The 26,615-nt window shown below is 72.1% G+C and carries 25 protein-coding genes; 21 read left to right on the top strand and 4 right to left on the bottom strand.

Annotated elements, in window-relative coordinates:
* The 3 genes from E1283_RS05605 to E1283_RS05595 form a co-directional block, all read left to right on the top strand.
* The coding region (locus E1283_RS05605) for a vitamin B12 dependent-methionine synthase activation domain-containing protein (protein WP_279571237.1) at positions 1–845 on the top strand (845 nt) is incomplete at its 5' end.
* A gap of 139 nt (positions 846–984) precedes the next feature.
* Positions 985–1,755 carry an HAD family hydrolase gene (locus E1283_RS05600; RefSeq protein WP_132816750.1) on the top strand — a complete coding sequence of 257 codons (771 nt, stop codon included), beginning with the start codon at positions 985–987 and terminating at the stop codon, positions 1,753–1,755.
* Positions 1,756–1,834: 79 nt separating this feature from the next.
* Entirely contained in the window at positions 1,835–3,427 is a 1,593-nt protein-coding gene (locus tag E1283_RS05595; RefSeq protein ID WP_425086132.1) for an ABC transporter substrate-binding protein, read from the top strand.
* Positions 3,428–3,452: 25 nt separating this feature from the next.
* On the opposite strand, the gene E1283_RS05590 is transcribed toward E1283_RS05595, so the two are convergent.
* Together E1283_RS05590 and E1283_RS05585 are read right to left on the bottom strand one after the other, a co-directional pair.
* Positions 3,453–4,121, bottom strand: coding sequence for a response regulator (locus E1283_RS05590; protein ID WP_132816749.1), 669 nt, complete (start codon positions 4,119–4,121; stop codon positions 3,453–3,455).
* Between the two features lie 79 nt (positions 4,122–4,200).
* Positions 4,201–5,172 (bottom strand): RecB family exonuclease, encoded by a 972-nt coding sequence (locus tag E1283_RS05585; protein ID WP_132816748.1) that lies wholly within the window; start codon positions 5,170–5,172, stop codon positions 4,201–4,203.
* Here E1283_RS05585 and E1283_RS05580 point away from each other — a divergent pair.
* The 3 genes from E1283_RS05580 (at position 5,102) to E1283_RS05570 (ending at position 8,277) form a co-directional block, all read left to right on the top strand.
* A complete protein-coding gene (locus E1283_RS05580) occupies positions 5,102–6,559 on the top strand; it encodes a site-2 protease family protein (protein WP_243744616.1) in 1,458 nt (485 codons plus the stop codon). The two genes, E1283_RS05585 and E1283_RS05580, sit on opposite strands and share 71 nt — an antisense overlap.
* Before the next feature lie 61 nt (positions 6,560–6,620).
* Complete coding sequence (locus E1283_RS05575; RefSeq protein ID WP_132816747.1) at positions 6,621–7,535, top strand: tRNA (adenine-N1)-methyltransferase; 915 nt, start codon at positions 6,621–6,623, stop codon at positions 7,533–7,535.
* A 139-nt stretch (positions 7,536–7,674) separates the two neighbouring features.
* Entirely contained in the window at positions 7,675–8,277 is a 603-nt protein-coding gene (locus tag E1283_RS05570; protein WP_132816746.1) for a hypothetical protein, read from the top strand.
* A gap of 20 nt (positions 8,278–8,297) precedes the next feature.
* On the opposite strand, the gene E1283_RS05565 is transcribed toward E1283_RS05570, so the two are convergent.
* A complete protein-coding gene (locus tag E1283_RS05565; RefSeq protein ID WP_132816745.1) occupies positions 8,298–8,609 on the bottom strand; it encodes a ferredoxin in 312 nt (103 codons plus the stop codon).
* A 249-nt stretch (positions 8,610–8,858) separates the two neighbouring features.
* Here E1283_RS05565 and arc point away from each other — a divergent pair, with 249 nt between their 5' ends.
* The 5 genes from arc (at position 8,859) to prcA (ending at position 14,567) form a co-directional block, all read left to right on the top strand.
* Positions 8,859–10,643 carry a proteasome ATPase gene (arc, locus tag E1283_RS05555; RefSeq protein ID WP_425086131.1) on the top strand — a complete coding sequence of 595 codons (1,785 nt, stop codon included), beginning with the start codon at positions 8,859–8,861 and terminating at the stop codon, positions 10,641–10,643.
* 218 nt (positions 10,644–10,861) lie between these two features.
* Positions 10,862–12,373 (top strand): depupylase/deamidase Dop, encoded by a 1,512-nt coding sequence (gene dop, locus E1283_RS05550; protein WP_132816743.1) that lies wholly within the window; start codon positions 10,862–10,864, stop codon positions 12,371–12,373.
* A gap of 135 nt (positions 12,374–12,508) precedes the next feature.
* Positions 12,509–12,727 (top strand): ubiquitin-like protein Pup, encoded by a 219-nt coding sequence (locus E1283_RS05545; protein WP_132816742.1) that lies wholly within the window; start codon positions 12,509–12,511, stop codon positions 12,725–12,727.
* A 142-nt stretch (positions 12,728–12,869) separates the two neighbouring features.
* Positions 12,870–13,715: a proteasome subunit beta gene (prcB, locus tag E1283_RS05540; RefSeq protein ID WP_132816741.1), complete on the top strand. Its 846-nt coding sequence runs from the start codon at positions 12,870–12,872 to the stop codon at positions 13,713–13,715.
* An 84-nt stretch (positions 13,716–13,799) separates the two neighbouring features.
* Positions 13,800–14,567 (top strand): proteasome subunit alpha, encoded by a 768-nt coding sequence (gene prcA / locus E1283_RS05535; RefSeq protein WP_132816740.1) that lies wholly within the window; start codon positions 13,800–13,802, stop codon positions 14,565–14,567.
* On the opposite strand, the gene E1283_RS05530 is transcribed toward prcA, so the two are convergent.
* On the bottom strand, positions 14,564–15,604 hold the full coding sequence (locus tag E1283_RS05530) for a LacI family DNA-binding transcriptional regulator (RefSeq protein ID WP_243744615.1): 1,041 nt from the start codon (positions 15,602–15,604) through the stop codon (positions 14,564–14,566). The two genes, prcA and E1283_RS05530, sit on opposite strands and share 4 nt — an antisense overlap.
* Positions 15,605–15,712: 108 nt before the next feature.
* Between E1283_RS05530 and E1283_RS05525 the strand changes: the two genes are divergently transcribed.
* The 10 genes from E1283_RS05525 to E1283_RS05480 all read left to right on the top strand — a co-directional run bounded on the left by E1283_RS05525 (position 15,713) and on the right by E1283_RS05480 (position 26,581).
* The gene (locus tag E1283_RS05525) at positions 15,713–16,984 is read left to right on the top strand and encodes an MFS transporter (protein WP_132816739.1); all 1,272 of its coding nucleotides are present in this window, start codon (positions 15,713–15,715) and stop codon (positions 16,982–16,984) included.
* A 9-nt stretch (positions 16,985–16,993) separates the two neighbouring features.
* A complete protein-coding gene (gene pafA / locus E1283_RS05520; protein WP_132816738.1) occupies positions 16,994–18,355 on the top strand; it encodes a Pup--protein ligase in 1,362 nt (453 codons plus the stop codon).
* Between the two features lie 102 nt (positions 18,356–18,457).
* Positions 18,458–19,459, top strand: coding sequence for an FKBP-type peptidyl-prolyl cis-trans isomerase (locus E1283_RS05515; RefSeq protein ID WP_132816737.1), 1,002 nt, complete (start codon positions 18,458–18,460; stop codon positions 19,457–19,459).
* Between the two features lie 98 nt (positions 19,460–19,557).
* Positions 19,558–19,932, top strand: a complete 375-nt coding sequence (locus E1283_RS05510; RefSeq protein ID WP_132816736.1) for an FKBP-type peptidyl-prolyl cis-trans isomerase — start codon at positions 19,558–19,560, stop codon at positions 19,930–19,932.
* A 97-nt stretch (positions 19,933–20,029) separates the two neighbouring features.
* On the top strand, positions 20,030–20,989 hold the full coding sequence (locus E1283_RS05505) for a helix-turn-helix transcriptional regulator (protein ID WP_132816735.1): 960 nt from the start codon (positions 20,030–20,032) through the stop codon (positions 20,987–20,989).
* A gap of 45 nt (positions 20,990–21,034) precedes the next feature.
* Positions 21,035–22,012, top strand: coding sequence for a helix-turn-helix transcriptional regulator (locus E1283_RS05500; RefSeq protein ID WP_132816734.1), 978 nt, complete (start codon positions 21,035–21,037; stop codon positions 22,010–22,012).
* Between the two features lie 2 nt (positions 22,013–22,014).
* Complete coding sequence (locus tag E1283_RS05495) at positions 22,015–22,242, top strand: hypothetical protein (RefSeq protein WP_132816733.1); 228 nt, start codon at positions 22,015–22,017, stop codon at positions 22,240–22,242.
* 142 nt (positions 22,243–22,384) lie between these two features.
* Positions 22,385–22,666 carry a Sec-independent protein translocase subunit TatA gene (gene tatA, locus E1283_RS05490; protein WP_132816732.1) on the top strand — a complete coding sequence of 94 codons (282 nt, stop codon included), beginning with the start codon at positions 22,385–22,387 and terminating at the stop codon, positions 22,664–22,666.
* A 79-nt stretch (positions 22,667–22,745) separates the two neighbouring features.
* Positions 22,746–23,669, top strand: a complete 924-nt coding sequence (tatC, locus tag E1283_RS05485) for a twin-arginine translocase subunit TatC (RefSeq protein ID WP_132816731.1) — start codon at positions 22,746–22,748, stop codon at positions 23,667–23,669.
* Between the two features lie 101 nt (positions 23,670–23,770).
* Entirely contained in the window at positions 23,771–26,581 is a 2,811-nt protein-coding gene (locus tag E1283_RS05480; RefSeq protein ID WP_132816730.1) for a DEAD/DEAH box helicase, read from the top strand.
* The last annotated feature ends 34 nt before the right edge of the window (positions 26,582–26,615 follow it).

Below are 26,615 nucleotides of genomic sequence, written 5' to 3'. Positions count from 1 at the left end.
CGGCCGAGGAGCCGGCGCCCCCGGCCCGCTCCGCCACCGCCACCGACGTGCCGATCCCCACCGCGCCCTTCCTCGGCACCCGGGTGGTCAGGGGCATCCCGCTCAAGGACTACGCCGCCTGGCTGGACGAGGGCGCCCTGTTCAAGGGGCAGTGGGGCCTCAAGGCGGCCCGCGAGGGCGGCCCCGACTACGCGGAGCTCGTGGAGAGCGAGGGCCGCCCCCGGCTGCGCGGCTGGCTCGACCGGCTGCACACCGAGGGGATGCTCGAGGCCGCCGTGGTCTACGGCTACTTCCCCTGCCACGCCGAGGGCGACGACCTCGTCATCCTCGACGAGGACGGCAAGGAACGCACCCGCTTCACCTTCCCCCGCCAGCGCCGCGGCCGGCACCTGTGCCTGGCGGACTTCTTCCGCCCGGCCGAGAGCGGCGAGACCGACGTCGTGGCGCTCCAGACCGTCACCGTCGGCCCGCGGGTCAGCCAGGCCGCCGCCGAGCTGTTCGCCGCCGACGCCTACCGCGACTACCTGGAGCTCCACGGCCTCTCCGTGCAGCTCGCCGAGGCCCTGGCCGAGTACTGGCACGCCCGGGTCCGCGGCGAGCTCGGCATCGCCGGCGGCGATCCGGCCGAGCTCGACGGGATGTTCCGCACCGAGTACCAGGGCTGCCGCTACTCCCTCGGCTACCCGGCCTGCCCCGACCTCGCCGACCGGGCCAAGATCGCCCAGCTCCTGGACTCCGAGCGGATCGGCGTCACCCTCTCCGAGGAGTTCCAGCTGGATCCCGAACAGTCCACCGACGCGATCGTCCTTCATCACCCGGAAGCCAACTATTTCAACGCCCGTTAACCCGATCGGGCGTAATAGTCCGACGACCGCCTCGCGCGGTCGTCGGATTTTCTCCGGCAAAGTAGACTGATCGGTCCGGAACAGGCCGGTCGTCTCCCGTGGACGGCCGGCCTTCCTGCCCCTTTGAGGAGGTGTGCGGATGACGTCTTCCTACCAGGTCGTCGACGCCGGACCGGCCCTCGCCCCGACCCCCGGCGCCGTGCTGCTCGACATGGACGGCACCCTGGTCGACACCGAGGGCTTCTGGTGGGACGCCGAGGTGGAGGTGTTCGGCGCCCTCGGGCACGTCCTGGCCGACGAGCACCGCCAGGTCGTGGTCGGCGGCCCCATGACCAGGAGCGCCGGCTACCTGATCGAGGTCACCGGCGCCGACATCACGCTCGACGAGGTGCGCGACCTGCTCAACGCGACCTTCCTGCGCCGCCTCGACGGAGGCGTCCCGCTGATGCCGGGCGCCCGCCGGCTGCTGACCGAGCTGGCCGCGCACCGCATCCCCACCGCGCTGGTCTCGGCCTCGCACCGCACCGTCATCGACCGGATGCTGCGCTCGCTCGGCGCCGAGCACTTCACGCTGACCATCGCCGGCGACGAGGTGCCGCGCACCAAGCCGCACCCCGACCCCTACCTGACGGCCGCCGCCCGGCTCGGCGTCGACCCGACCCGCTGCGTCGCCGTCGAGGACACCGCCACCGGCGTGGCCTCCGCCGAGGCCGCCGGCTGCCGGGTGGTCGCCGTGCCGTCCGTGGCCCCGATCCCGCCCGCCGCGACCCGCACCGTCGTCGGCTCCCTCGAAGAGGTCGACCTGGCCTTCCTGCGCCGCCTGCCGGTCCCCGCGCCGCCCGGCGCCGGCCCGCTCGCCGGGGTCGACCAGGTCGGCCTCGGGCCCGAGGCGTCGCCGGTCGGCCCGTGAGCTTCCTCACCTCGACCCGACGGACCGGGATGTGACGTTAGGGTCTGTCTGTGAGCAGACGGGGACGAGGGCGGCGGACGTGAGATTTCGCGCTCCCCGACCGGCCCTCCCGGCGGTCGCGGTGGCCCTCACCGGCCTGCTCGGCGGCTGTGCCCTGGGCGGCGACGACGGCCCGGGCACCGGCGAGCCCGTCGTGGTCGGCATGACCGACGCCGTGCTGGCCACCGACCCGGCCGGCGGCTACGACCCCGGCTCCTGGCTGGTCTTCAACAACGTCTTCCAGTCCCTGCTCAGCTTCCCGCCCGGCGGCGTGGAGCCACAACCGGAGGCCGCCGAGCAGTGCGGCTTCACCGACCGTGTCAGCCAGCGCTACACCTGCACCCTCCGCGACGACCTCACCTTCAGCAACGGCGACGAACTCACCGCGGAGGACGTGCGGTTCTCCTTCGAGCGGACGCTGCGCATCGACGACCCGGGCGGCCCCGCCGTGCTGCTCAGCTCCATCGACCGCATCGACACCCCGGACGAGCACACCGTCACGTTCCACCTCAACCGGCCGGACGCCGCCTTCCCCCAGAAGATCGCCTCCGGCGCCGGCTCCATCGTCAACCACCGCGAGTACCCGGCGGACGCGCTCCGCACCGACGGCCGCGCGGTCGGCTCCGGCGCCTACACCCTGGAGAGTTACGGCGAGAACGAGGCCGTCTTCGGGGTCAACGCCGACTACCGGGGGCCGGCCGAGGTGCGGAACTCCGGGCTCACCCTGCGCTTCTTCCACGGCGACCAGGGCGCCCTGGGAGACGCCGTGGCCGACGGCGGCGTCGACGTCGCCTACCGCGGGCTCGCCGCCACCGACATCGCCGAACTCGGCGCCGCGGCGCGCTCCGGGCGGGGCGACGGGCTCAAGGTCGTGGACGGCTCGAGCGCCGAGGCCCAGTACCTGGTCTTCAACCTCGACGACCCGGTGGCCGGCCGCCAGGGCGTCCGCGAGGCCGTCGCCTGGCTCGTCGACCGCTCCGCCCTCGCCAGGGACGTCTACCAGCGCACCGTCGAACCGCTGTACTCGGTGGTCCCCGCCGGCATCACCGGCCACAACACCGCCTTCTACGACACCTACGGCGACGAGCCGGACCGAGGGCGCGCCGAGGCCGCACTGCGCGCCGAGGGCATCACCGAGCCCGTCGAGCTGACCCTGTGGGTCACCCCGACGCGCTTCGGCCCCGACACCGAGGCCGCCTTCGAGCACCTCGCCGCCCAACTCGACGCCAGCGGCCTCTTCGACGCCACCGTGCGCAGCGTCGACGCCGACGCGTTCGCCCGCGGCGTGGCCGACGGCTCGTACGGCGCCTACGTCCGCGGCTGGGTGCCCGACTACCCGGACCCCGACAACTTCGTCGAGCCCTTCTTCGGCCCGGACAACGTGCTGAACAACGGCTACCACGACGAGCGGATCACCGAGGAGCTGATCCCGAGCACCGAGCGGCAGCCCGACCGCGCCGAGACCGTCCCCGACTACGAGGAGATCCAGGACATCGTCGCCGAGGACCTGCCGCTCATCCCGATCTGGCAGGGCCGCCAGTTCGCCGTAGCCGCCGAGAGCGTCAGCGGCCTCCAGTGGTCGCTCGACGCCTCGACCGTGTTCCGCTTCGGGGAGATCGGCAGGACCTCCTGACCTCCCGCGGGCGCCGCCCGTCGGCTCAGAGGCCCGGCCGCACCAGGCCGCTCTCGTAGGCGTAGACGGCCGCCTGCACCCGGTCGCGCAACCCGAGCTTGGTCAGCACGTGGCCCACGTGGGTCTTCACCGTGGTCTCGCTGACGAACAGGTCGGCGGCGATCTCCGCGTTCGACAGGCCACGCGCCACCAGCTTCAGCACCTCGAGCTCGCGCTCGGTCAGCGTGCTCAGCGCGTTGGGCACCGGCGTCTCACCGGACGGCAGCTTCTCCGCGTACATGTCGAGCAGCCGTCGCGTCACGCTCGGCGCGAGCATCGCCTCGCCGGCCGCCACCACCCGGATCGCCTGCACCAGCTCGGCCGCCGGCGCGTCCTTCAGCAGGAAGCCGCTCGCACCCGCCCGCAGCGCCTCCACCACGTACTCGTCGAGATCGAAGGTGGTCAGCACCAACACCTTGGCCGGCCCGTCCTTCGCCGGCCCGGTGATCTGCCGCGTCGCCTCCACACCGTCCATCCGCGGCATCCGGATGTCCATCAGCACCACGTCCGGCTGCAGCGCCCGCACCTGCTCAAGCGCCTGTACCCCGTCCCCGGCCTCGCCGACGACGGCCACGTCGGCCTCCGCCTCCAGGATCATCCGGAATCCGGTGCGCAGCAGCGGCTGGTCGTCCACCAGCAGAACGCGGATCGGCATAGGTAACCCATCGTCGGCGAGACCCGGCCGGCGCCCGGGGGCGCGACCGGCGGCGCGGCGCGCCGGGCACCATTCTCGCTCACGACACCGACTCGGCCGCCCCCGGCCGGGCCTGACCCGGCAGCTCCACCGGCAGCGCCGGCTGGATCATCAGCGGATAGGGCGGGGGAGTGCCGCCGAACTCCGGGCAGCGCGCCTGGTGGTCGCACCAGCCGCACAGCCGGGTGCGGTGGGGCCGCCAGTCACCCGACTCCGTCGCCAGCCTGATCGCCTCCCACAGCGCCATCAACTTCCGCTCCACGCTCCGCAGATCGGACTCGTCGGGGTCGTACGTCAGCACCTCGCCGCTGCCCAGGTAGACCAGCTGGAGCCGGCGTGGCACGGTGCCCCGCAGCCGCCACAGCACCAGCGCGTAGAACTTCATCTGGAACAGCGCCTCGTTCTCGAACCGCGGCCCGGGCGCCTTGCCCGTCTTGTAGTCCACGATCCGGACCTCGCCGGTCGGCGCCACGTCCACCCGGTCGATCACCCCGCGCAGCCGCAGCCCCGACTCCAGCCGGGTCTCGACGAACAACTCGCGCTCGGCCGGCTCCAGACGCGTCGGGTCCTCGAGCGAGAACCAGCGCTCCACCAACGCCTCGGCCTCCGCGAGCCAGGTCGCCAGCCGCGCCCGGTCGAGCTCGTCCGCCGCGACCTCCTCGGCCTCCTCAACCTCCTCGGCTTTCTCCTGGCCCTCCGCCTGGTCCCCGGCCCCTTCCGGGGCCGCGCGGAACAGCCCCGCCAACTCGGGCCGCTTGGCGAGCAGCCGCTCCCACTCCCGCACCACCAGCGCCTTCGCCCTCGGCGCCACCCGCTGCCCGGCCGGCATGTCGAAGACCCGCTCGAGCACCGCGTGCACCACCGTGCCCCGGGTGGCCGCCGCATTCGGCTCCTCGGGCAGTTTGTCGATCACCCGGAAGCGGTACAGCAGGGGACACTGCATGAAATCCGCGGCTCTCGACGGCGACAGTGAGTTGGGAGGCGTTGCGGTGGACCCATTCTTCGGCGGCATGGAGCGAACCCTACGGCGCGTCACTGACACCGGGGCGGCATACCATCGACGGCAGAGCCCGTACGGACGGCCGATCGACCTGGCGGCGGCGGTCGCGTGCGAGGACACAAGGCAACGAGGGGAACTGGTGGGAGACTCGGATACGGACCGGACACCGCACGTCGAGGGCCGGCCGGCCGACGGTCGGGAACCGCGGCGTCCGGAGGGCACCGGCGGCGGATTCCTGATGGGCAGGGTCTACGGCGTTCCGGTCTACGTGGCCCCCAGCTGGTTCCTCGTGGCCGCGCTGATCACCTGGTTCTTCGGCAACCAGCTCGACCGGGTGCTGCCCGAACTCGGCAACGGCCGTTACCTGGTCTCGCTGTTCTTCGCCGTGGCCTTCTACGCCTCCGTGCTCGTCCACGAGCTCGCCCACACGGTGGCCGCGATCCGCTTCGACCTCCCGGTCCGCCGGATCCAGCTCCAGTTCTTCGGCGGCGTCTCGGAGATCGAGAAGGAGTCCCAGACCCCGGGCCGCGAGTTCGTGCTCGCCGGCGTCGGCCCGCTGCTCTCGCTGGTCCTCGCCGGCGTCTTCTACCTGGGCATGCTCGTCGTCGACGCGGACACCGTGCCCGGCGTGCTGCTCGCCGGGCTGATGATCTCCAACCTGATCGTCGCCGTGTTCAACCTGCTCCCCGGCCTCCCGCTCGACGGCGGTCGCATGCTGCGCGCCGTCGTCTGGAAGGTGTCGGGCTCCCCGATGACCGGCACCGTGGCCGCCGCCTGGACCGGCCGGGTGCTCGCCGTCGCCGTGCTGATCGGCTTCCCGCTCGCCACCCACCTGGGCTCGGCCGGCGAGCGCGACTCGTTCACCGGTCTCGAGACGCTCACCGACGCGCTGCTCGCCGCCATCCTCGCCGCCATCATCTGGACCGGGGCCGGCAACAGCCTGCGGATGGCCAGGCTCCGCGAGCGGCTGCCCGGGCTCAACGCCCGCGCCCTGACCCGCCGCGCCGTGCCCGTGACCGGCGAGACGCCGCTCTCCGAGGCGCTGCGCCGGGCCAACGACACCGGCGCCCGCGCCCTGGTGGTGGTCGACGGCCAGGGCACCCCCGTCGCCGTGGTCCGCGAGGCCGGCATCGCCGGCGTCCCCCAGCACCGCCGGCCCTGGGTCCCGGTCAGCACCCTGGCCCAGGACCTCACCGACGGGATGCGGGTACCGGCCGGGCTCACCGGCGAGGGGCTGCTCGACCACCTGCGGGCCACCCCGGCCACCGAGTACCTGGTGGTCGAGGAGACCGGCGAGATCTACGGCGTGCTGTCCACCAGCGACGTCGAGCGCGCCTTCATCGACGCCATGGCCCGCCCCGCCGCCTTCCCCGGCCGTCCGCCGGCCGCCGGCTCCTGAGCCGGCGGGCTCCGACCACCCGGGCGACGAGGCCGCCACCCGAGGTACTAGGCTGGCCCGCATGTCCGAACCGACCGGTGCGGCCCGCCGACGCGGGCCCTTCAAGGTCGGGGACCAGGTCCAGCTGACCGATCCCAAGGGACGCCACTACACCTTCACGCTCGAAGCGGGGAAGAGCTTCCACACCCACAAGGGTGCCTTCCCCCACGACGAGCTGATCGGTGCCCCCGAGGGCACGGTCGTGCGCACCACCGGGAACGTCGACTATCTCGCGCTGCGCCCCCTGCTCCCCGACTATGTCCTCTCCATGCCGCGCGGCGCGGCCGTGGTCTACCCCAAGGACGCGGGGCAGATCCTGGCCATGGCCGACATCTTCCCCGGTGCCCGGGTCGTCGAGGCAGGAGTGGGATCCGGCTCGCTGAGCACCTTCCTGCTGCGCGCCATCGGTGACCAGGGCATGCTCCACTCCTACGAGCGCCGCGAGGACTTCGCCCGGATCGCCCAGGAGAACGTCACCCGCTACTTCGGCGGCCCGCACCCCGCCTGGCGGGTCACGGTCGGCGACCTCCAGGACCACCTCTCCGACACCGAGGTCGACCGGGTCATCCTGGACATGCTCGCCCCCTGGGAGTGCCTGGACCCGGTCGCCAAGGCGCTGGTGCCCGGCGGCATCCTGTGCGCCTACGTCGCCACCACCACCCAACTCGCCCGCACCGTCGAGACCATCCGCGAGCACGGCGCGTTCAACGAGCCGACCGCCTGGGAGACCATGGTCCGCACCTGGCACGTCGAGGGCCTCGCCGTCCGCCCCGACCACCGGATGATCGGGCACACCGGCTTCCTGCTCACCGCCCGCCGGCTCGCCGACGGCGTGGTGCCGCCCCGGCGCCGGCGCCGCCCGGCTCCCGGCGCCTACGGCACCGACTACACGGGCCCCGGCGCGCAGAGCGGCGGCGAGGGCGCGGAGCAGGGCTGACGGACCGTCGGGAACGGGCCCCCGCCGTTCACCGGCGGGGCGTCCTGTGGCACGATGCCGTGCACCTGCCGGCGGGCAGGGCCCGGCATCGTGTCCAACCCCCGTGTTCCCCCCTCACGTCTCCCCTGGAGTCCTCCGCGTGCTTCCGGCAGGCAACGACCTTCCGCACACCCGCACCCGCCCCACCCACTGGTTCGTCACCGCGGCCGTGCTCGTCGCCGTGACCGGCGCGGCCTCGCTCATCGAACCGGCCGGCGCCACCGCGCCCGCCGCGGCGCCCGGCACCTCGGCGCCCGCCACCGAGGGGGACGACGCCCGGCCGCCGGCCCCGGCGACGGCACCCGACCCGGAGGCCGCCGACTACCCCGTCGACTGCGGCCCGCTCGACATCCTCGTCACCGACCACGTCGAGGTGGACCTGGACGCGGACGACCAGCCGGAGACCGTCGCGGTGGTCCGCTGCGACGCCGGCTCGGGATCGCCGCCCAACGGCGTGTACCTGCTCACCGCGCCGGCCGAGGCCGGCGCCCCGCCCACCGTGGCCGGCACCCTGGTGGACCCGGGCGAACGGATGACCGTGGAGAACCTCGAGGTCCGCGGCTCGGACGTGGCGGTGCGGCTGCTCGGCTACTCCTCGGAGGCCGTGCCGCGCTGCTGCCCCGACCAGCGCCGGGACGTCAGCTGGACCTGGCGGGGCGGCCGCCTCGAACTCGAGCCGGCGCCCGCGCCCAACAGCGTCTGAGGCGCGACGTGTCAGTCGGCTCAGTCGGCGTCCGGGCCGAACACCTCGGCCCGGTCCGCGACCCGGCGCACGTGGATGCACTGGCCGGGGCACTCCTTGGCGGAGTCCACCACCTCGCGCAGCAGCGGCAGCGGCACCCGGGCGGTCGCGCCGGGCTCGGTCAGCAACTCCGCCTCCTGGCCGATCGGCACCGGCGGTTTCACATAGGCGAGCCCGTCGATGTCGAGTTCGAACACCTCGGGCGCGTACTGGGCACAGATCCCATCGCCGGTGCAGAGGTCCTGGTCGATCCAGACCTCGAGTTCCTCGGCCGCCTCGTCCCGCACGGTCATCTGGCCTACCGTTCCTCGTGTAACTGCGTCGTACTAGCTGCGTCGAACTGTGTCAAAGACAGCCGTCCCTGACGGGTGTTGACCGCTTACGACCATACAGCGGGCCGCTTTCCCGTGGTGTCGGGTGGGTATTCCCCTGGCGTGAGGGAGTGCGCAAGGGTGAAGATCGGACACACCCCGACCGTCTTTTTGATCTAGGGGTTTCGAACTGCACCGGTCCAGGTAGGGTCTGGAAGCGTCCAGCTCCCCTTGGAGGAGGTGAGGACCGTGGTATCCCAGAACGACGACATCAACCGCGGCGACCGGCCCGGTCGAGGGTCCGACGACCCGGCCCGACGGGTAGCCGATCTCGAGCAGGAGATCACCGTCCTGCGCCGTAAGCTGGCCGACTCTCCGCGCCACACTCGGATCCTCGAGGAGCGGATCGTCGAGCTGCAGACCAACCTGGCGGGCGTCTCCGCGCAGAACGAGCGTCTGGCGAACACACTGCGGGAGGCCCGCGACCAGATCGTCGCCCTCAAGGAAGAGGTCGACCGGCTGGCCCAGCCGCCCTCCGGCTTCGGCGTCTTCCTGCGTGGCAACGAGGACGACACCGCCGACATCTTCACCGGCGGCCGCAAGCTCCGGGTCAACGTCAGCCCCGGTATCGACCTCGACGAACTGCGGCGTGGCCAGGAGGTCATGCTCAACGAGGCGCTGAACATCGTCTCCGCGATGGAGTTCGAGAGCGCCGGCGACATCGTCACCCTCAAGGAGGTCCTGGAGGACGGCGAGCGCGCCCTGGTCGTCGGCCACACGGACGAGGAGCGCGTGGTCCGGCTCGCCGAGCCCCTGATGGACGTGACGCTCCGCGCCGGGGACGCCCTGCTGCTCGAGCCCCGCTCCGGCTACGTCTACGAGGTCGTGCCCAAGAGCGAGGTCGAGGAACTGATCCTCGAGGAGGTCCCCGACCTCGACTACTCGCAGATCGGCGGCCTCGGCGGGCAGATCGAGCTCATCCGCGACGCGGTCGAGCTGCCCTACCTCCACCCCGACCTGTTCCGCGAGCACGAGCTGCGCCCGCCCAAGGGCGTCCTGCTCTACGGCCCGCCCGGCTGCGGCAAGACCCTGATCGCCAAGGCCGTGGCGAACTCGCTGGCCAAGAAGGTCGCCGAGGTCACCGGCCAGCCGGCCGGGAAGAGCTTCTTCCTCAACATCAAGGGTCCCGAGCTGCTCAACAAGTACGTCGGCGAGACCGAGCGGCACATCAGGCTCGTCTTCCAGCGTGCCCGCGAGAAGGCGAGCGAGGGCACGCCCGTCATCGTCTTCTTCGACGAGATGGACTCCCTCTTCCGCACCCGCGGCTCGGGCGTCAGCTCGGACGTCGAGAACACGATCGTCCCCCAGCTGCTCTCCGAGATCGACGGTGTCGAGGGCCTGGAGAACGTCATCGTCATCGGCGCCTCCAACCGCGAGGACATGATCGACCCGGCGATCCTGCGCCCCGGCCGGCTCGACGTGAAGATCAAGATCGAGCGCCCCGACGCCGAGGCCGCCAAGGACATCTTCTCGAAGTACCTCGCGCCGCGGCTCCCGCTGCACGCCGACGACCTCGGCGAGCACAACGGCAGCGCGGACGCCACGGTCGCCGGAATGATCCAGACCGTCGTCGAGCAGATGTACGCCGAAACCGAGGAGAACCGCTTCCTCGAGGTGACGTACGCCAATGGCGACAAGGAAGTCCTCTACTTCAAGGACTTCAACTCGGGCGCCATGATCGAGAACATCGTCGACCGGGCCAAGAAAATGGCCATCAAGGATTTCCTCGACCACAACCAGAAGGGTCTGCGGGTCTCCCATCTCCTCGCCGCCTGCGTGGACGAGTTCAAGGAGAACGAGGACCTGCCGAACACCACCAACCCGGACGACTGGGCCCGGATCTCCGGCAAGAAGGGCGAGCGGATCGTCTTCATCCGCACCCTGGTCACCGGAAAGCAGGGCGGCGACACCGGCCGTTCCATCGACACGGTGGCCAACACCGGTCAGTACCTGTAAGACGCGTCCGACGCGTCGGCGTCCGGCTGCGGGGCACGCCACGGCGGCCCCGCAGCCGGGCGTTTTCCCAGCGGGCGCCCGCCGGGCGCCCGCCACGGCAGTGCTTCCAAGTCAGTCCGATGGAAACCCGCAGTGACCTCCTCACCGCACCCCGTGTCGCCTAGGCTCGTAGGCAGCGACGGTTCGGCGCAGGACCGCCACCGGGCAAGGAGGGCCGCATGACTGTACGGCGAGTGATGGGCATCGAGACGGAGTACGGCGTGTCCGTTCCCGGCCACCCGAACGCCAACGCCATGCTCACCTCCTCCCAGGTCGTCAACGCCTACGCGGCGGCGATGCACCGGGCGCGGCGGGCCCGGTGGGACTTCGAGGAGGAGAACCCGCTGCGGGACGCCAGGGGCTTCGACCTGGCCAGGGACAACGCGGACGCCAGCCAGCTCACCGACGAGGACATCGGCCTCGCCAACGTCATCCTGACCAACGGCGCCCGGCTCTACGTGGACCACGCCCACCCGGAGTACAGCTCGCCCGAGACGACCAACCCGCTGGACGCCGTGCTGTGGGACAAGGCCGGCGAGCGCGTCATGGCCGAGGCGGCCCGCCGGGCCGCGGAGGTGCCGGGCGCGCAGCCGATCCTGCTCTACAAGAACAACACCGACAACAAGGGCGCCTCCTACGGCACCCACGAGAACTACCTGATGAAGCGGGAGACCCCGTTCTCGGAGATCGTGCGCCACCTGACGCCCTTCTTCGTCTCCCGCCAGGTGGTCTGCGGCGCCGGCCGGGTCGGCATCGGCCAGGACGGCTCGGAGCACGGCTTCCAGCTCAGCCAGCGCGCCGACTACTTCGAGGTCGAGGTCGGGCTCGAGACGACGCTCAAGCGCCCCATCATCAACACCAGGGACGAGCCGCACGCGGACGCCGAGCGCTACCGCAGGCTGCACGTGATCATCGGCGACGCCAACCTCTCGGAGATCTCCACCTACCTCAAGCTGGGCACCACCGCGCTGGTCCTCTCCATGATCGAGGACGGCTTCATCGCCGTCGACCTCGCCGTCGACCAGCCCGTGCGCACCCTGCACCGGGTCAGCCACGACCCGTCACTGAAGCAGCTGGTCACGTTGCGCAACGGGCGGTCGCTCACCGCGGTCCAGCTCCAGATGCAGTACTACGAGTTGGCCAGGAAGTACGTGGAGGAGCGCTGGGGCGTCGACGCCGACCCGCAGACGGCCGACGTGCTCGCCCGCTGGGAGGACGTGCTCACCCGCCTCGAGACCGACCCGATGAGCCTGGCCGGCCAGCTGGACTGGGTGGCCAAGCGGGAGCTCATGGAGGGCTACCGGCGGCGCGACGGCCTGGGCTGGGAGGCGGCCCGGCTGCACCTCGTCGACCTGCAGTACGCGGACGTCAGGCCCGAGAAGGGCCTGTACAACCGGCTGGCCGCCCGCGGCCGGATCTCCAGGCTGCTGTCCGACGAGGACGTGCTGCGCGCCCAGGGCGCCCCACCGGACGACACCAGGGCCTACTTCCGGGGGCGCTGCCTCGACCAGTACGCCGACCACGTCGCCGCCGCCTCCTGGGACTCGGTGATCTTCGACCTCCCTGGCCGGGACTCGCTCCAGCGGGTGCCCACGATGGACCCGCTACGGGGCACGAAGGAGCACGTCAAAGGCCTGCTCGACCGCTGCTCCACCGCGGAGGAACTGGTCCGATCCCTCTCCGGAGGCTGATTTCCCGCCGATCAGGGAATCATGGAGGTGGGTCCCCATGGCGACGACGCGATCGGGGAGCCGATGTCGGTCCCGGCTAGTAGGGTCTGATCTTGATACGTCTGATACGTCGAATCTGATCATGGGGTGAGGGAGATGGCGACCAAGGACACCGGCGGCGGCCAGCAGAAGTCGTCGCGCACCAGCCAGGAGACAGAGGAGCAGGCGCAGGAGGCCGAGGTCTCCGAGGAGCTCAAGGAGCGCCAGGAGGCCCTCACGGACGACGTCGACTCCGTCCTGGACGAGATCGACGAGGTGCTCGAGTCCAACGCCGAGGACTTCGTGCGCAGCTTCGTCCAGAAGGGCGGTCAGTAGACCGCGGCGGCTGTGCCGCGAAGTTCCCGCGATCCATGTGGATCATGAGTGTTTGACGGGTAGGGTCCGTGGCGTACCGCGCCTCTGCCCCGGCCGCGCCGCCGACCGGGGCAGCGGACTGTTACTACCTGGAAGGAACCCTGTGGCAGCCAACTCCCATGACCAGGGGCGACTCCCGGCGGCCTTCCTGCGGCCGGGGTCGTCCTCTTTCCTGGACTTCCTCTCCGACCACGCCCCCGAGCGGCTGCCGGGCAATCGGGTGCTGCCACCCGTGCAGGGCGACCTGGAGACGGTGCACGGCACCACCATCGTGTCCGCCACCTTCGCGGGCGGCGTGGTGCTCGCGGGCGACCGGCGCGCCACCATGGGCAACATGATCGCCCAGCGGGACGTCCAGAAGGTCTTCCCGGCCGACGAGTACTCGGCCGTGGGCATCGCCGGCACCGCCGGCCTCGCCGTCGAGCTGGTCAGGCTCTTCCAGCTGGAGCTGGAGCACTTCGAGAAGGTCGAGGGCCACGTGCTCTCCCTGGAGGGCAAGGCTAACCGCCTGTCCACCATGATCCGCGGCAACCTGGGCATGGCCATGCAGGGCCTGGCGGTCGTCCCGCTGTTCGCCGGCTACGACCTGGAGCGCCAGAAGGGGCGGATCTTCTCCTACGACGTGACGGGTGGCCGCACCGAGGAGCTGGGCTTCGCGACGGTGGGCTCGGGCTCGATCTTCGCGCGCGGTTCGCTGAAGAAGCTGCACCGCGACGACCTCAGCGAGGAGCAGACGGTCACGGCCGTCGTGCAGGCGCTCTACGACGCCGCCGACGACGACTCGGCCACCTCGGGACCCGACCTGACGCGGCGGATCTTCCCCATCGTCACGGTGATCACCGAGGATGGGTTCCGCAGGCTCTCCGAGACGGAGATCTCCGAGGTCGCCGGTTCCGTGGTCGAGGGGCGCCTCCAACTGCCCAACGGGCCCCAGGCACCGGTGCTCTAGCCGCCCGGCGCGCCGGACCGCTTCCGGGGGCGCCGGGCAGACTGCCGCGAAGACTTCCAACGGACTTTGAAGGGACGAACGCCGGTGTCGACGCCGTTCTATGTCTCACCCCAGCAGGCCATGGCGGACCGCGCGGAGTACGCCCGCAAGGGCATCGCGCGCGGGCGCAGCCTGGTCGTGCTGCAGTACGCCGACGGCATCGTGTTCGTCGCCGAGAACCCCTCGCGCGCGCTGCACAAGGTGAGTGAGATCTACGACCGGATCGCCTTCGCGGCGACCGGCAAGTACAACGAGTACGAGAGCCTGCGGATCGGCGGCACCCGCTACGCCGACCTGCGGGGCTACACCTACGACCGGGAGGACGTCACCGCCCGGGGGCTGGCCAACCTCTACGCGCAGACGCTCGGCAACATCTTCTCCAGCGCCGCCGAGAAGCCGTACGAGGTCGAGCTGTTGGTCGCCGAGGTCGGCGAGTCCCCGGCGGACGACGAGATCTACCGGCTGCCGCACGACGGTTCCATCATCGACGAGCACGGCTCGGTCGCGGTCGGCGGCAACGCCGACCAGATCAGCAGCTATCTGAGCCAGCGTCACCGGGAGGGCATGAGCCTCGGCGAGGCGCTGCGGCTCGCCGTCGAGTCGCTCACCAGGGAGAGCAACGGCACGGAGCGCGCGCTGACGGCCGACCAGCTGGAGGTGGCGGTCCTGGACCGCACCAGGCCGCAGCAGCGGAAGTTCAAGCGGGTGCTCGGCGCGCAGCTCGCCCGGCTGCTCGAGGAGTCGGCCGCCGCCACCGAGGACGCCCCGGCCGGCGACGACGAGGGCAAGGGCGAGGAGAGCACCGAGGACTAACGGCCGTCGGGCCCGGCCGCCCGCGGTGGCCGGGCCGTCGAGCCGCGGGGGACCAGCTCGACCGGCAGCCGCGCGCCCCCCGGCGTCTCGCCGCCCAGCGCGGCCAGCAGGGTGCGCATGCCCGTCGCGCCCAACTCCTCCGCCGGCAGCCGCACCGTCGTCAGCTCGGGTTCGAGCGCCGTGGCCAGCGTCAGGTCGTCGAAACCGGTGACCGACACGTCCTCCGGCACCCGCAGGCCCATCCGCCGGGCCGCCTTGACGGCGCCGGCCGCCAACAGGTCGTCGTCGCAGACCAGGGCCGTGGGTCGGGGCTCCGCGGCCAGCGCGCGCTCGGCCGCCCGCATCCCGCCCTCGATGGTGAGCGGCGCCCGCTCGGTGGCCACCAGGCGGGCGCCGGGCGTGCCCGCCAGCCGCCCGGCGAGCTCCCCGGCCCGGACGGCGAAGGTCCAGGAGTCCACGGCCGCCGCGACATGGCCGAACGCGCGGTGCCCGAGCGCCAGCAGGTGGTCGACGACCAGCCGCATCGCCGCCGCGATGTCCGGGTTGACGGTGCCCACCGCGCCGCCGCGGCCCGGCTCGCTGTCCAGCATCACCAGCGGCAGCCCGCCCCCGCCGAGTTCCGCCAGGGACTCGGCGGCCATCGAGGAGGCCAGTACGCCGGCCAGCGAGGCGCTGGCCGAGGCGAACGGGTCGCGCGCCGGCAGCACCACCTCGGGGGAGTGGTAGAGCACAAGCCCCACGTCCTCCTCGCCGGCCACCCGGGCGGCGCCCGCGTGCACCCGGGCGAAGAACTCGTTGGTGAGCGCGGGTACCACGAGCAGCACTGTCCTGCTGCGGCCGAGCCGCAGGCTGCGTGCCGCCAGATTCGGCCGGTACGCCAGTTCGCGCGCCGCGGCGCGCACCGCCTCGGCGCGCGCCGGGGAGACCCGCCCGCGCCAACGGTCGCCGAGCACCAGCGAGACCGTCGCCTGGGACACACCGGCCCGGCGCGCCACGTCCCGGCTGGTCGGCCGGTCCTGCCGCCCCGTCTCGCTCACCCCGCCGCGCTCCCGCTCCTGTCCGACCGGGATCCGCTCTCCCGGAGTTCCGCAATCGTACGTACACTCAGGCCCAAGTTATACGTAACACGTGCGGAGGGTGCGGTCATGGCCATGGGGTATCTGGAGCTGCTACGGGCCCGGCACGTGGGCAGGTTGCTCGTCGGCACCCTCGTCGGCCGGTTGCCCAACGCGACCGCGGGGCTCGGCATCGTGCTGTTCATCCGCGCCGAGGGCGGCGGCTACTCGCTGGCCGGCGCGCTGGCCGCCGCCTACGGCGTCGCCAACGCCGTGGGGCAGCCGCTGCTCGGCCGGCTCGTCGACGTCCATGGGCAGCCCCGGGTGCTGCTCCCCTCGGCCGTCCTGTCCGCGCTCGGCATGGGCCTGCTGGCACTCGCCGGCACCGACCCCGTCGCGCTCGCCGTCCTCGGCGCCGTGGTCGCCGGCCTCGCCACCCCGCCCCTGGAGGGCGCGCTGCGCGCCCTGTGGCCCAGCGTGCTCGCCGGCGAGGGGCGGGTGCAGCGCGCCTACGCGCTGGACGCGGTGGCCCAGGAGGTCATGTTCACCGCCGGCCCGCTCGCCGTGACGCTCGTGGTCGCGCTCTGGTCGGAGACCGCCGCGCTGCTGGTGATCAACGTCCTCGGGCTGCTCGGCGCGTTCGCGGTGGCGACCTCGGCCCCCTCCCGACGGTGGCGCGGGGACCGGCGCGAGGCGCACTGGCTCGGCGCACTGCGCTCGTCGGGGCTGCTCGCCCTGCTCGCTGGCTTCTTCTTCGTGGGGGTGGCCCTCGGCTCCACCTCGGTGGCCGCCGTCGCCTACGCCGACGCCCGCGGCGACGAGTTGATCGCCAGCTACCTGCTCTCGGCGCTGAGCGCCGGCGCCCTGGTCGGCGGGCTCGGCTACGGCGCCGTGCCCTGGAGCGGCGCCCCGGAACCCCGGCTGCGATGGCTGCTCGCCGGCCTCGCCCTCGGCTACCTGCCGCTGGCCCTGGCGCCGGGCTCGGTGCCCCTGATGACCCTGCTCTGCGGGGTGGCGGGCGTGTTCCTCGCTCCGGCGCTGGCCTGCTCGTTCGTCGTCATCGACCGCCAGGCGCCGGTGGGCACGGTCACCGAGGCGTTCTCCTGGTTGGTCACCATGTTCGGGGTCGGCGCGGCCATCGGGCAGGCCGTGGTCGGCCCGGTGATCGAGTGGGGCGGCGAGGCCGCCGGGTTCTCGGTCACCGCGGCCGCCGGCGTCCTCGCCCTGCTGGTGGCGACCGCCACCCGCCGTGTTCTCGCAGCTCCCGGGGGATCGTCGGGCCGGGACGCCGTGCCGTCGGAATCGCAAAATGATCGAAACGCCGCGCGCGAACCCGGTTTCAGAACCGGGCATCAGGCGTAATGTTCACTCATGGATCGCCGAATCTTCGGGCTGGAGAACGAGTACGGCGTCACCTGCACGTTCCGTGGCCAGCGCCGGCTGTCCCCGGACGAGGTGGCCCGTTACCTCTTCCGTCGCGTCGTGTCCTGGGGCCGTAGCAGCAACGTTTTCCTGCGCAACGGCGCACGGCTGTATCTGGATGTCGGTTCGCACCCGGAATACGCCACACCGGAGTGCGACAACGTCGTCGAGCTCATCACGCACGACAAGGCCGGTGAACGCATCCTCGAGGGGCTGTTGGTCGACGCGGAGCGTCGGCTGCACGAGGAGGGCATCGCCGGCGACGTCTACCTGTTCAAGAACAACACCGACTCCGCCGGCAACTCCTACGGTTGCCACGAGAACTACCTGGTGGCCAGGCACGGCGAGTTCTCCCGGCTGGCCGACGTCCTGATCCCGTTCCTCGTCACCCGCCAGCTGATCTGCGGCGCCGGCAAGGTGCTCCAGACCCCGCGCGGCGCCGTGTTCTGCGTCAGCCAGCGCGCGGAGCACATCTGGGAGGGCGTGAGCTCGGCCACCACCAGGTCGAGGCCCATCATCAACACCCGCGACGAGCCGCACGCCGACGCGGAGCGGTACCGCAGGCTGCACGTCATCGTCGGCGACTCCAACATGTCCGAGACGACCATGCTGCTCAAGGTCGGGGCCACCGACCTGGTGCTGCGCATGATCGAGGCGGGCACCGTGATGCGCGACCTGACCCTGGAGAACCCGATCCGGGCCATCCGCGAGGTCAGCCACGACATCACGGGCCAGCGCAAGGTGCGGCTGGCCACCGGGCGCGAGGCCTCCGCGCTGGAGATCCAGCAGGAGTACTACGAGAAGGCGCTCGACTTCTGCGAGCGGCGCGGCATGCGCACCGGGCTGACCGAGCAGGTCCTCGAGCTGTGGGGCCGGGCGCTGGAGTCCATCCGCAGCCAGGAGCTCGACAAGATCAACACCGAGATCGACTGGGTCATGAAGTACCAGCTGATCGAGCGGTACCGCGCCAAGCACAACCTGACCATGTCGCACCCCAGGGTCGCGCAGATAGACCTCGCCTACCACGACATCCACCGCCGCCGGGGCCTCTACTACCTGCTGGAGCGCAAGGGCCAGGCCCAGCGGATCTGCAACGACCTGAAGATCTTCCAGGGCAAGTCGGTGCCGCCGCAGACCACCAGGGCCCGGCTGCGCGGCGACTTCATCCGCCGGGCCCAGGAGCAGCGCCGGGACTTCACCGTGGACTGGGTGCACCTGAAGCTCAACGACCAGGCGCAGCGCACCGTGCTCTGCAAGGACCCGTTCCGGTCGGTGGACGAGCGGGTGGAGAAGTTGATCGCCGGCATGTGACCGGTGTGTGCGGGTGGGGCGCCCGAGGACGGGTGCCGAAGGTCGTAGGGTGGGTGGGACCAGCGGGTCCCGCCCCCGACCGTGCCTACCCGAGTTGGACTGATGATCCCCACCACCAAGCGAGTGCGCCGCATCGTCGCGGTGCTGGCCGTCCCGGCCATCCTGTTGCCCGTGGCCGCGTGCGGTTCCGACGACGGCTCCGGCTCCTCGTCGTCAGACGGCCCGGTGGCCACCGTGTCGGGCAAGCCAGGCGAGCAGCCGGAGATCACCGTCGACGAGGACGCCGACGTCGCCGACGAGACCATCTCCCGGGTGCTCGACGAGGGTGACGGCGCCGAGGTCGCCGAGGGGGACTTCGTCCGGGTGAATGTCGTCGGGCGTACCCTCCAGGGCGACATGGAGCTGATCAACACCTGGAAGTCGACCACCGGCGAGGAGCTCTCGCCCGACGAGGGCCCGAGCCCCCAGGTCATCGTGCAGGCCGGCGCCGAGTCCGCGCTGCCCGCCACCGCGACCGAGCCGCTGATCGGCCAGACGGTCGGCAGCCGGATCCAGGTCGAGGGCGGCTCCGTGGACATGCTGGGCGCGGCGGCCCAGCAGGGCGGGATCCCCGAGGACGACGGCGTCGTCTGGGTCTTCGACATCGCCGGCGCGGTCAGCGTCGACCCGCAGGCGGCCGCGGAGGGCGAGCAGGCCCCCGCCGAGGAGGGCCTGCCCGAGGTCGAGGCCCCGGCCGGCGAGCCCGCCACCGTCACCATCCCCGAGGGCCAGGAGCCGCCGACCGAGCTCCAGGAGCAGGTGCTGATCCAGGGCGACGGGCCCGAGGTCACCGCCGGCCAGGCGCTCGTCGTCCAGTACACCGGCGTCACCTGGGAGTCCGGCGAGCCGTTCGACTCCTCCTGGGACCGGGAGAGCGCCTCGGCGTTCCAGATCGGCACCGGCCAGGTCGTCCAGGGCTGGGAGCAGGGCCTGGTCGGCAAGCACGTGGGCGACCGCGTGGTGCTGGTCATCCCGCCGGACCTCGGCTACGGGGAGCAGGAGCAGGGCGGCATCCCCGCCAACTCGACGCTGGTCTTCGTCGTCGACATCGTCGGCGCGGCGTAACACCCTTCGAGCGTGCCCGAGCGGCCGGCACCGACTGCAGGGCCTAAGCACGCCGGAGAGCAGTTTTCCGAAGCAAAGCCCGTTGGAGGGGTTTTCACGTGAACATCGACAAGCCCGAGGTCGACTTCCCGGGTGGCGAGCCGCCGGCCGATCTGGAGATCAAGGACATCTGGGAGGGCGAGGGACCGGTCGCCCAGGCCGGCGCCAAGGTCGCCGTGCACTACGTCGGGGTCTCCTTCAGCAGTGGCGAGGAGTTCGACGCCAGCTGGAACCGCGGCACCCCGCTGACCTTCCAGCTGGGCGCCGGCCAGGTCATCCCGGGCTGGGACCGCGGCGTGCAGGGCATGCGCGTCGGGGGCCGCCGGCAGCTGATCATCCCGCCGCACCTGGCCTACGGCGACGCCGGGGCCGGCGGCGGCCGGATCGCGCCGGGCGAGACGCTGATCTTCGTCTGCGACCTGGTCTCGGTCTGATCCCCACAGGCGGTACCGTGGGCCCATCCCCGAACGGACCAACGCGGTCCAAACCCGGGATGGGCCCACGGTGTTGAAGAGGAGAGGGCGGCGCTCCATGGCGATTGCCAAGGCCGAGCGACTGATGAACCTGGCGCTCTGCCTGCTCGGCAGCGGCCGCCCGCTGAGCAAGCGCGAGCTGCGCTCCTCCATCGAGGCGTACCTCGAGGTCGGCTCCGAGGACGCCTTCAACCGCATGTTCGAGCGCGACAAGGACGACCTCCGCGAGCTCGGCATGGTGATCGAGACGGTCGAGAACCTCGACGGTGACGTCGGCTACGTGGCCCGCCGCGACCGCAACCAGCTGCCACCGGTCACGCTCGACGTCGAGGAGGCGGCCGCGCTCGGGCTCGCCGCGCGGGTCTGGCAGCAGGCCAGGCTGGCCGGCGCGGCCAGCGGCGCGCTCCAGAAGCTGCGCGCCGCCGGGATGCCGCTGGCTCCCGAGGAGGGCGAGGCGTACGGCGCGCTCGAACCCCGGGTCCCGGCCGGTGAGGCCGCCTTCGAACCGCTGATGCTCGCGTGCCGCGACCGCCGCCCGGTCACCTTCGACTACCGGAGGTCCAACGCCGCCCGCGCCCAGACCCGACAGGTCGAGCCCTGGGCGCTCGAGTGCTGGCGCGGCCACTGGTACCTCGCCGGCTGGGACCGGGACCGCGGCGCCGAGCGGGTCTTCCGGCTCTCCCGGATCTCCGGGCGGGTCAGGTCCAGGTCGGGTGCCTTTACGGCTGCCGTGCCCGACCAGGTCGCCGTGCGGGGCAGCGTGGCGCGCTGGGCCGGCGAGGAGGCCACCGGGCAGGCCAGGATCAGGCTGCGCGCCGGCGCCGGCTACCCGCTGCGCGCCAGGGCCACCGGCGTGGCGGCGGGCGCCGCGGGGCCCGACTGGGACGAGCTCGAGATCCCCTACGGCCACGGCCTCGGCGCCTGGCTGGCCGAGTTCGGCCCCGACGTGATCGTGCTGGAGCCCGCCGAGCTGCGGGCCGACGTGGTCGACCGGCTGCGCGCGGTCGCCAAGGGCTAGGGCTAGGGCTAGGGCTAGGGCTAGGGCTAAGGAGAGGCACTGACAATGGCGACCACCGCCATCGACCGGACCCGGCGGATGCTGTCCCTGGTCACCTACCTCCGCGAGCGCCCCGGTGCCCGGGTGGAGGAGGTGGCGCGGGCCTTCGGGATCACCGAGGAGGAGCTGATCTCCGACCTGCAGGTGCTGCCCATGTGCGGCACCAGCTTCCGTGGCGGGGACCTGCTCGACATCGACACCGACGGCGAGCACATCTGGTGGTACAACGCGGAGGCCGTCGGCTCGGGCACCGGCAAGCCGCTGCGGCTCGGCGCCGACGAGGCCACCGCCCTGCTGGTCGCGGCCCGCGCGGTGGCGACCCTTCCCGGGCTTCGTGACGGCGACCGGGACGCCCTGCTGCGCGCCACGGCCAAGCTGGAGGCGGCCGCGGGCGAGAACGCCGGGGCCAGCTCGCGGCTCTCGGTGACCTTCGAGGCCGAGGGCGGCGTCTTCGCCGACGTCGACCGGGCCATAACGGAGCGCCGGCGGCTCCGGATCCGCTACTACTCGCCGGGCCGCGACGAGCTGACCGACCGGGAGATCGACCCGATCCGGCTGTTCGCCGTCGGGCACACCTACGTCGAGGCCTGGTGCCGGCGGTCCGAGGCCCGCCGCACCTTCCGGCTCGACCGGGTGGCCAGGATCGAGCTGCTCGACATCCCGGCCGATCCGCCGCCCGTGGAGCCGCGCGACCTCAGCGAGGGCCTGGTGCAGCCCGCACCGACCGATCCCGAGGTGGTCGTCGAGGTGGGTCCGGGCGGCCGCTGGGTGGCCGAGTACTACCCGCACGACACCGCCGAGGAGCTGCCGGACGGCGGGCTGCGGGTGACGCTGCGCACACCCGACCCGGCGACGCTGCGCCGGCTGGCGCTGCGCCTCGGCGGGGACGGCCGGATCGTGTCCCCGCCCGAGCTGGCGGACAGCGCGCGGCAGGCCGCGCGGGCCGCCCTGGCGCTCTACGAGGCGGCGGGGGAGGCCGGGTAGCGGTGTTCTGGCCGATGTTCCAGCTCGCCCTCGCGTTCGTCGGGGTCGCGGTGCTCGGGGTGATGGCGGTGCTGGTGGGGATCGAGGTACGCAGGTTCTCCCGGGCCGTGGGGGACGGGGCGGAGCGGGTCAGCCGGGCGGCCGAGGACCTGGAGCGGGCCGCCGCACCCCTTGTCACCAGGAGCGGAGGCCTTCACCGCGGTGACGGGCCGCCCGACGAGCGACAATAGGTGGTCGCGCGGGCATTGATTCGTGTTCACCCTCGCGCGTTAAGATTGCCGCACGTGCGGGACCGTCGGGAATGCCCGTCTCCGGCACGGCAAGGCTTCAGCCAGAAGCTCGTTCCCGAACAGAAGGTAGACGGAGAAGATTATGGGCTCGCTCTCGATTTGGCATCTCCTCGTCGTCTTCCTCGTCGTCGTGCTGGTCTTCGGATCGAAGCGGCTGCCGGACACCGCGCGTTCGCTCGGCAAGTCCCTGCGCATCCTCAAGAGCGAGACGCAGGCCATGAAGAACGACGGCCGCACCGACACCCCCGCCGCCGAGCCGACCACGGCCGAGCCGCAGCCGGCGCCGCGGACGATCCAGGCCGCTCCCGGCGACGTCGCGAGCTCCCGCCCGGTCGACGAGCCGAACCGCTCGGCCCAGGGCTGACGCCCCGGCGGCTGTGCGGGGTCGAGGTCAACGTGGTGGCCGGCTGTGTTCCGGCTGCCCTATGAGATGAGGACGTGGGGTGCCGAAGGCCGCACGGAGTAGAACGGTGAAGGACCCCGAGGGGCGGATGCCGCTCACGGAGCATCTGCGTGAGCTGCGCAACCGGCTCGGTATCGCGGTCGCCGCCATCCTGGCGGTCACCATCGTCAGCCTGGTGTTCGCCAGGGACATCATGGACTTCCTCACCGATCCGGTTCCGATCTGCGCCGACCAGCAGGATCCGGACGCCGCCGCGCACCGCTGCGCCGTCCTCGCGCAGCAAGGCCTGACGTCGCCGTTCGCCACCTACTTCCGGGTCTCGCTGCTGACGGGCGTCATCGCCGCCTCGCCGATCTGGCTGTACCAGTTCTGGGCCTTCATCGCGCCGGGGCTGCACCGCAACGAGAAGAAGTACAGCCGCGCGGTGGTCAGCGTCGGGGTGCCGCTCTTCCTGGCGGGCACTTTCTTCGCCTACTGGCTGCTGCCCCGGGCCATCCCGGTGCTGCTGAGCTTCAGTGCCGACGACGCGACCAACATCGTGTACGTCGAGGAGGTCCTCGACATCACGGTCCGGCTGGCGCTGGCCTTCGGCCTCTCGTTCGAGCTGCCGCTGGTGCTGGTGATGCTGAACATCGGAGGCGTCCTCTCCGGCAAACGGATGCTGAGCTGGTGGCGCTGGATGGTGGTCGGCATCGCCGTCTTCGCCGCCGCGATCACCCCGACCGACCTGATGTCGATGATCGCGCTCCAGGTCCCCGTCACCGGCCTCTACTTCATCGCCTGCGGCATCGCCCTGTTCAACGACCGGCGCCGGCGCCGGCGGGACGAGGAGGCCGAGCTGTCCGACGACGAGGCCTCGCAGCTGGACCTCACCCCGGCCTCCATCGAGGCGCCGGAGCGGGTCGGCTCGGGCTCTCTCGACGACGACCCGCCGCGGCTCAACGGCTACGACGACGCCACCTGAGCCGGTCCCGGCCGCGGCCGGGACCGAGGGTCCCGGCCGCACCCGTGCGGCCGTAAAAGATCACCATCCTGTCAGAGGCGGCCGGTAGGCTCGTAACCACAATGACCGAGAACAAGTCCCCCGCCGAGCGCTACGCAGAGGCTCGGCGGCGCGCCGTCGAGCAGGCCAGCGCCCTCGCTCCGTTCCGCGAGATGTACGACTTCGATCTCGACGCCTTCCAGATCGAGGCCTGCCAGGCCCTGGAGTCCGGCAAGGGCGTGCTGGTCGCCGCCCCCACCGGCTCCGGCAAGACGATCGTGGGGGAGTTCGCCGTCCACCTGGCGCTCGACCAGGGGCGCAAGTGCTTCTACACCACGCCGATCAAGGCGCTGTCCAACCAGAAGTACACCGACCTGGTCAAGCGGTACGGCGCCGACCGCGTCGGCCTGCTCACCGGCGACAACAGCGTGAACTCGGACGCGCCGGTGGTCGTGATGACCACCGAGGTGCTGCGGAACATGCTGTACGCCGGCTCCCAGGCGCTGGTCGGCCTCGGCTACGTCGTGATGGACGAGGTGCACTACCTGTCGGACCGCTTCCGCGGCGCGGTCTGGGAGGAGGTGATCATCCACCTGCCCGAGTCCGTCACCCTGGTCTCGCTCTCCGCCACGGTCTCCAACGCCGAGGAGTTCGGCGACTGGCTGGACACGGTGCGCGGCGACACCCGGGTGATCGTCTCCGAGCACCGCCCGGTGCCGCTGTGGCAGCACGTGCTGGCCGGCCGGCGGATGTACGACCTGTTCGAGGAGTCGGAGCACAAGCGCGAGGTCAACCCCGACCTGCTGCGGATCGCCCGCCTGGAGAACACCCGCACCTGGGGCGCCCGCGACCGGGACCGCAACGGCCGTGACCGGCGGCGGGCGGCCGACCGGGAGCGGGAGCGCCGGCACCGTTCCCGGGTCTACACGCCGAGCCGGGTCGAGGTCATCGACCGGCTCGACGCCGAGGGGCTGCTGCCCGCCATCACGTTCATCTTCAGCCGGGCCGGCTGCGAGGCCGCCGTCCAGCAGTGCCTGCACGCCGGGCTCCGGCTCAACGACGCGCCGGCCAGGGCGCGGGTGCGGGAGATCGTGGAGCGCCGCACGGCGGCCATCCCCGACGAGGACCTGCACGTCCTCGGCTACTTCGAGTGGCTCGAGGGGCTGGAGCGGGGCATCGCCGCCCACCACGCGGGCATGCTGCCGACGTTCAAGGAGATCGTCGAGGAGCTGTTCGTCCGCGGCCTGGTCAAGGCCGTCTTCGCCACCGAGACGCTGGCCCTCGGCATCAACATGCCGGCCCGTTCCGTGGTCCTGGAGAAGCTGGTCAAGTGGAACGGCGAGCAGCACGCCGACATCACGCCGGGCGAGTACACCCAGCTCACCGGCCGGGCCGGGCGGCGCGGCATCGACGTCGAGGGGCACGCCGTCGTGCTCTGGCAGCGGGCGATGGACCCGGCGCACGTGGCGGGCCTCGCCGGCACCCGCACCTATCCGCTGCGCTCCTCCTTCAGGCCCTCGTACAACATGGCGGTCAACCTGGTCGGCCAGTTCGGCCGGCACCGCTCGCGGGAGCTGCTGGAGACCTCCTTCGCCCAGTTCCAGGCCGACCGGGCGGTGGTCGGGATCTCCCGGCAGGTCCAGCGGAACGAGACGGGCCTGTCCGGCTACCGGGAGGCGATGACCTGCCACCTGGGCGACTTCGAGGAGTACGCGCGGCTGCGGCACCGCCTCAAGGAGCGGGAGACGGAGCTGGCCAGGCAGGGCGTGGCCCAGCGGCGGGCGGCCGCGGCCAGCTCGCTCGAGCAGCTGCGCCCCGGCGACATCATCCACGTGCCGACCGGCAAGTTCGCGGGCCTCGCGCTCGTGCTCGACCCGGGGATCCCGGCCGGGCGCAGCCCGGGCCACCGCGGCTTCGAGCAGCACGACGGGCCGCGCCCGCTGGTGCTCACCGCCCAGCGGCAGGTCAAGCGGCTGGCGTCGATCGACTTCCCGGTGCCGGTCGAGGCGTTCGACCGGATGCGGATCCCCAAGTCGTTCAACCCGCGCAGTCCGCAGTCCCGGCGTGACCTGGCCTCGGCGCTGCGTTCCAAGGCGTCCCACCACGAGCCGCGCCGGCACCGCAGGCAGCGGGCCGCGGCGGCGGACGACACCGAGATCGCGCGGCTGCGCACCGCCATCCGCGCGCATCCCTGCCACGGCTGCGACGAGCGCGAGGACCACGCCAGGTGGGCCGAGCGGTACTACCGCCTGGAGCGGGACAACCGCGGGCTCGAGCGGCGGATCGAGGGCCGCACCAACACCATCGCCAGGACCTTCGACCAGGTCTGCGCGCTGCTGACCGAGCTCGACTACCTGCGCGACGACGAGGTCACCGAGGAGGGCCGGCGCCTCGGTCGGCTCTACGGCGAGCTCGACCTGTTGGCCAGTGAGTGCCTGCGGGCCGGCGTCTGGGAGGGGCTCGACCCCGAGGAGTTGGCGGCCTGCGCCTCCGCCCTGGTCTACGAGGCCCGCTCCGCCGACGACGCGCCGGCGCCCGAGCTGCCCGGCGGCCGGGCCCGTCAGGCGCTGGGCGAGATGGTGCGGATCTGGGGCCGGCTCGACGCGCTGGAGGAGGAGCACCGGATCAGCCAGGCCACCGGTGTCGGCCAGCGCGAGCCCGATCTCGGCTTCGCGATGCCGGTTTTCCGCTGGGCCCACGGGAACGGCCTCGACGTGGTGCTGCGGGACGCGGACATGCCCGCCGGCGACTTCGTGCGGTGGTGCAAGCAGGTGATCGACGTGCTCGGCCAGATCGCGGCCGCTGCCCCGTCCGGGGGCACGGTGCCGGGGAGCGCCCGCAAGGCGGTCGACGCGGTGCTGCGGGGCGTGGTGGCCTACAGCTCGGTGGGCTGAGGTGGGCTGAGGTGGGCTGAGGTGGGCTGAGGTG

The sequence above is a fragment of the Streptomyces hainanensis genome (assembly GCF_004348415.1).
Classification (GTDB): Bacteria; Actinomycetota; Actinomycetes; order Streptomycetales; family Streptomycetaceae; genus Streptomyces; species Streptomyces hainanensis.
This window is presented reverse-complemented; position numbering and strand designations above follow the sequence as displayed.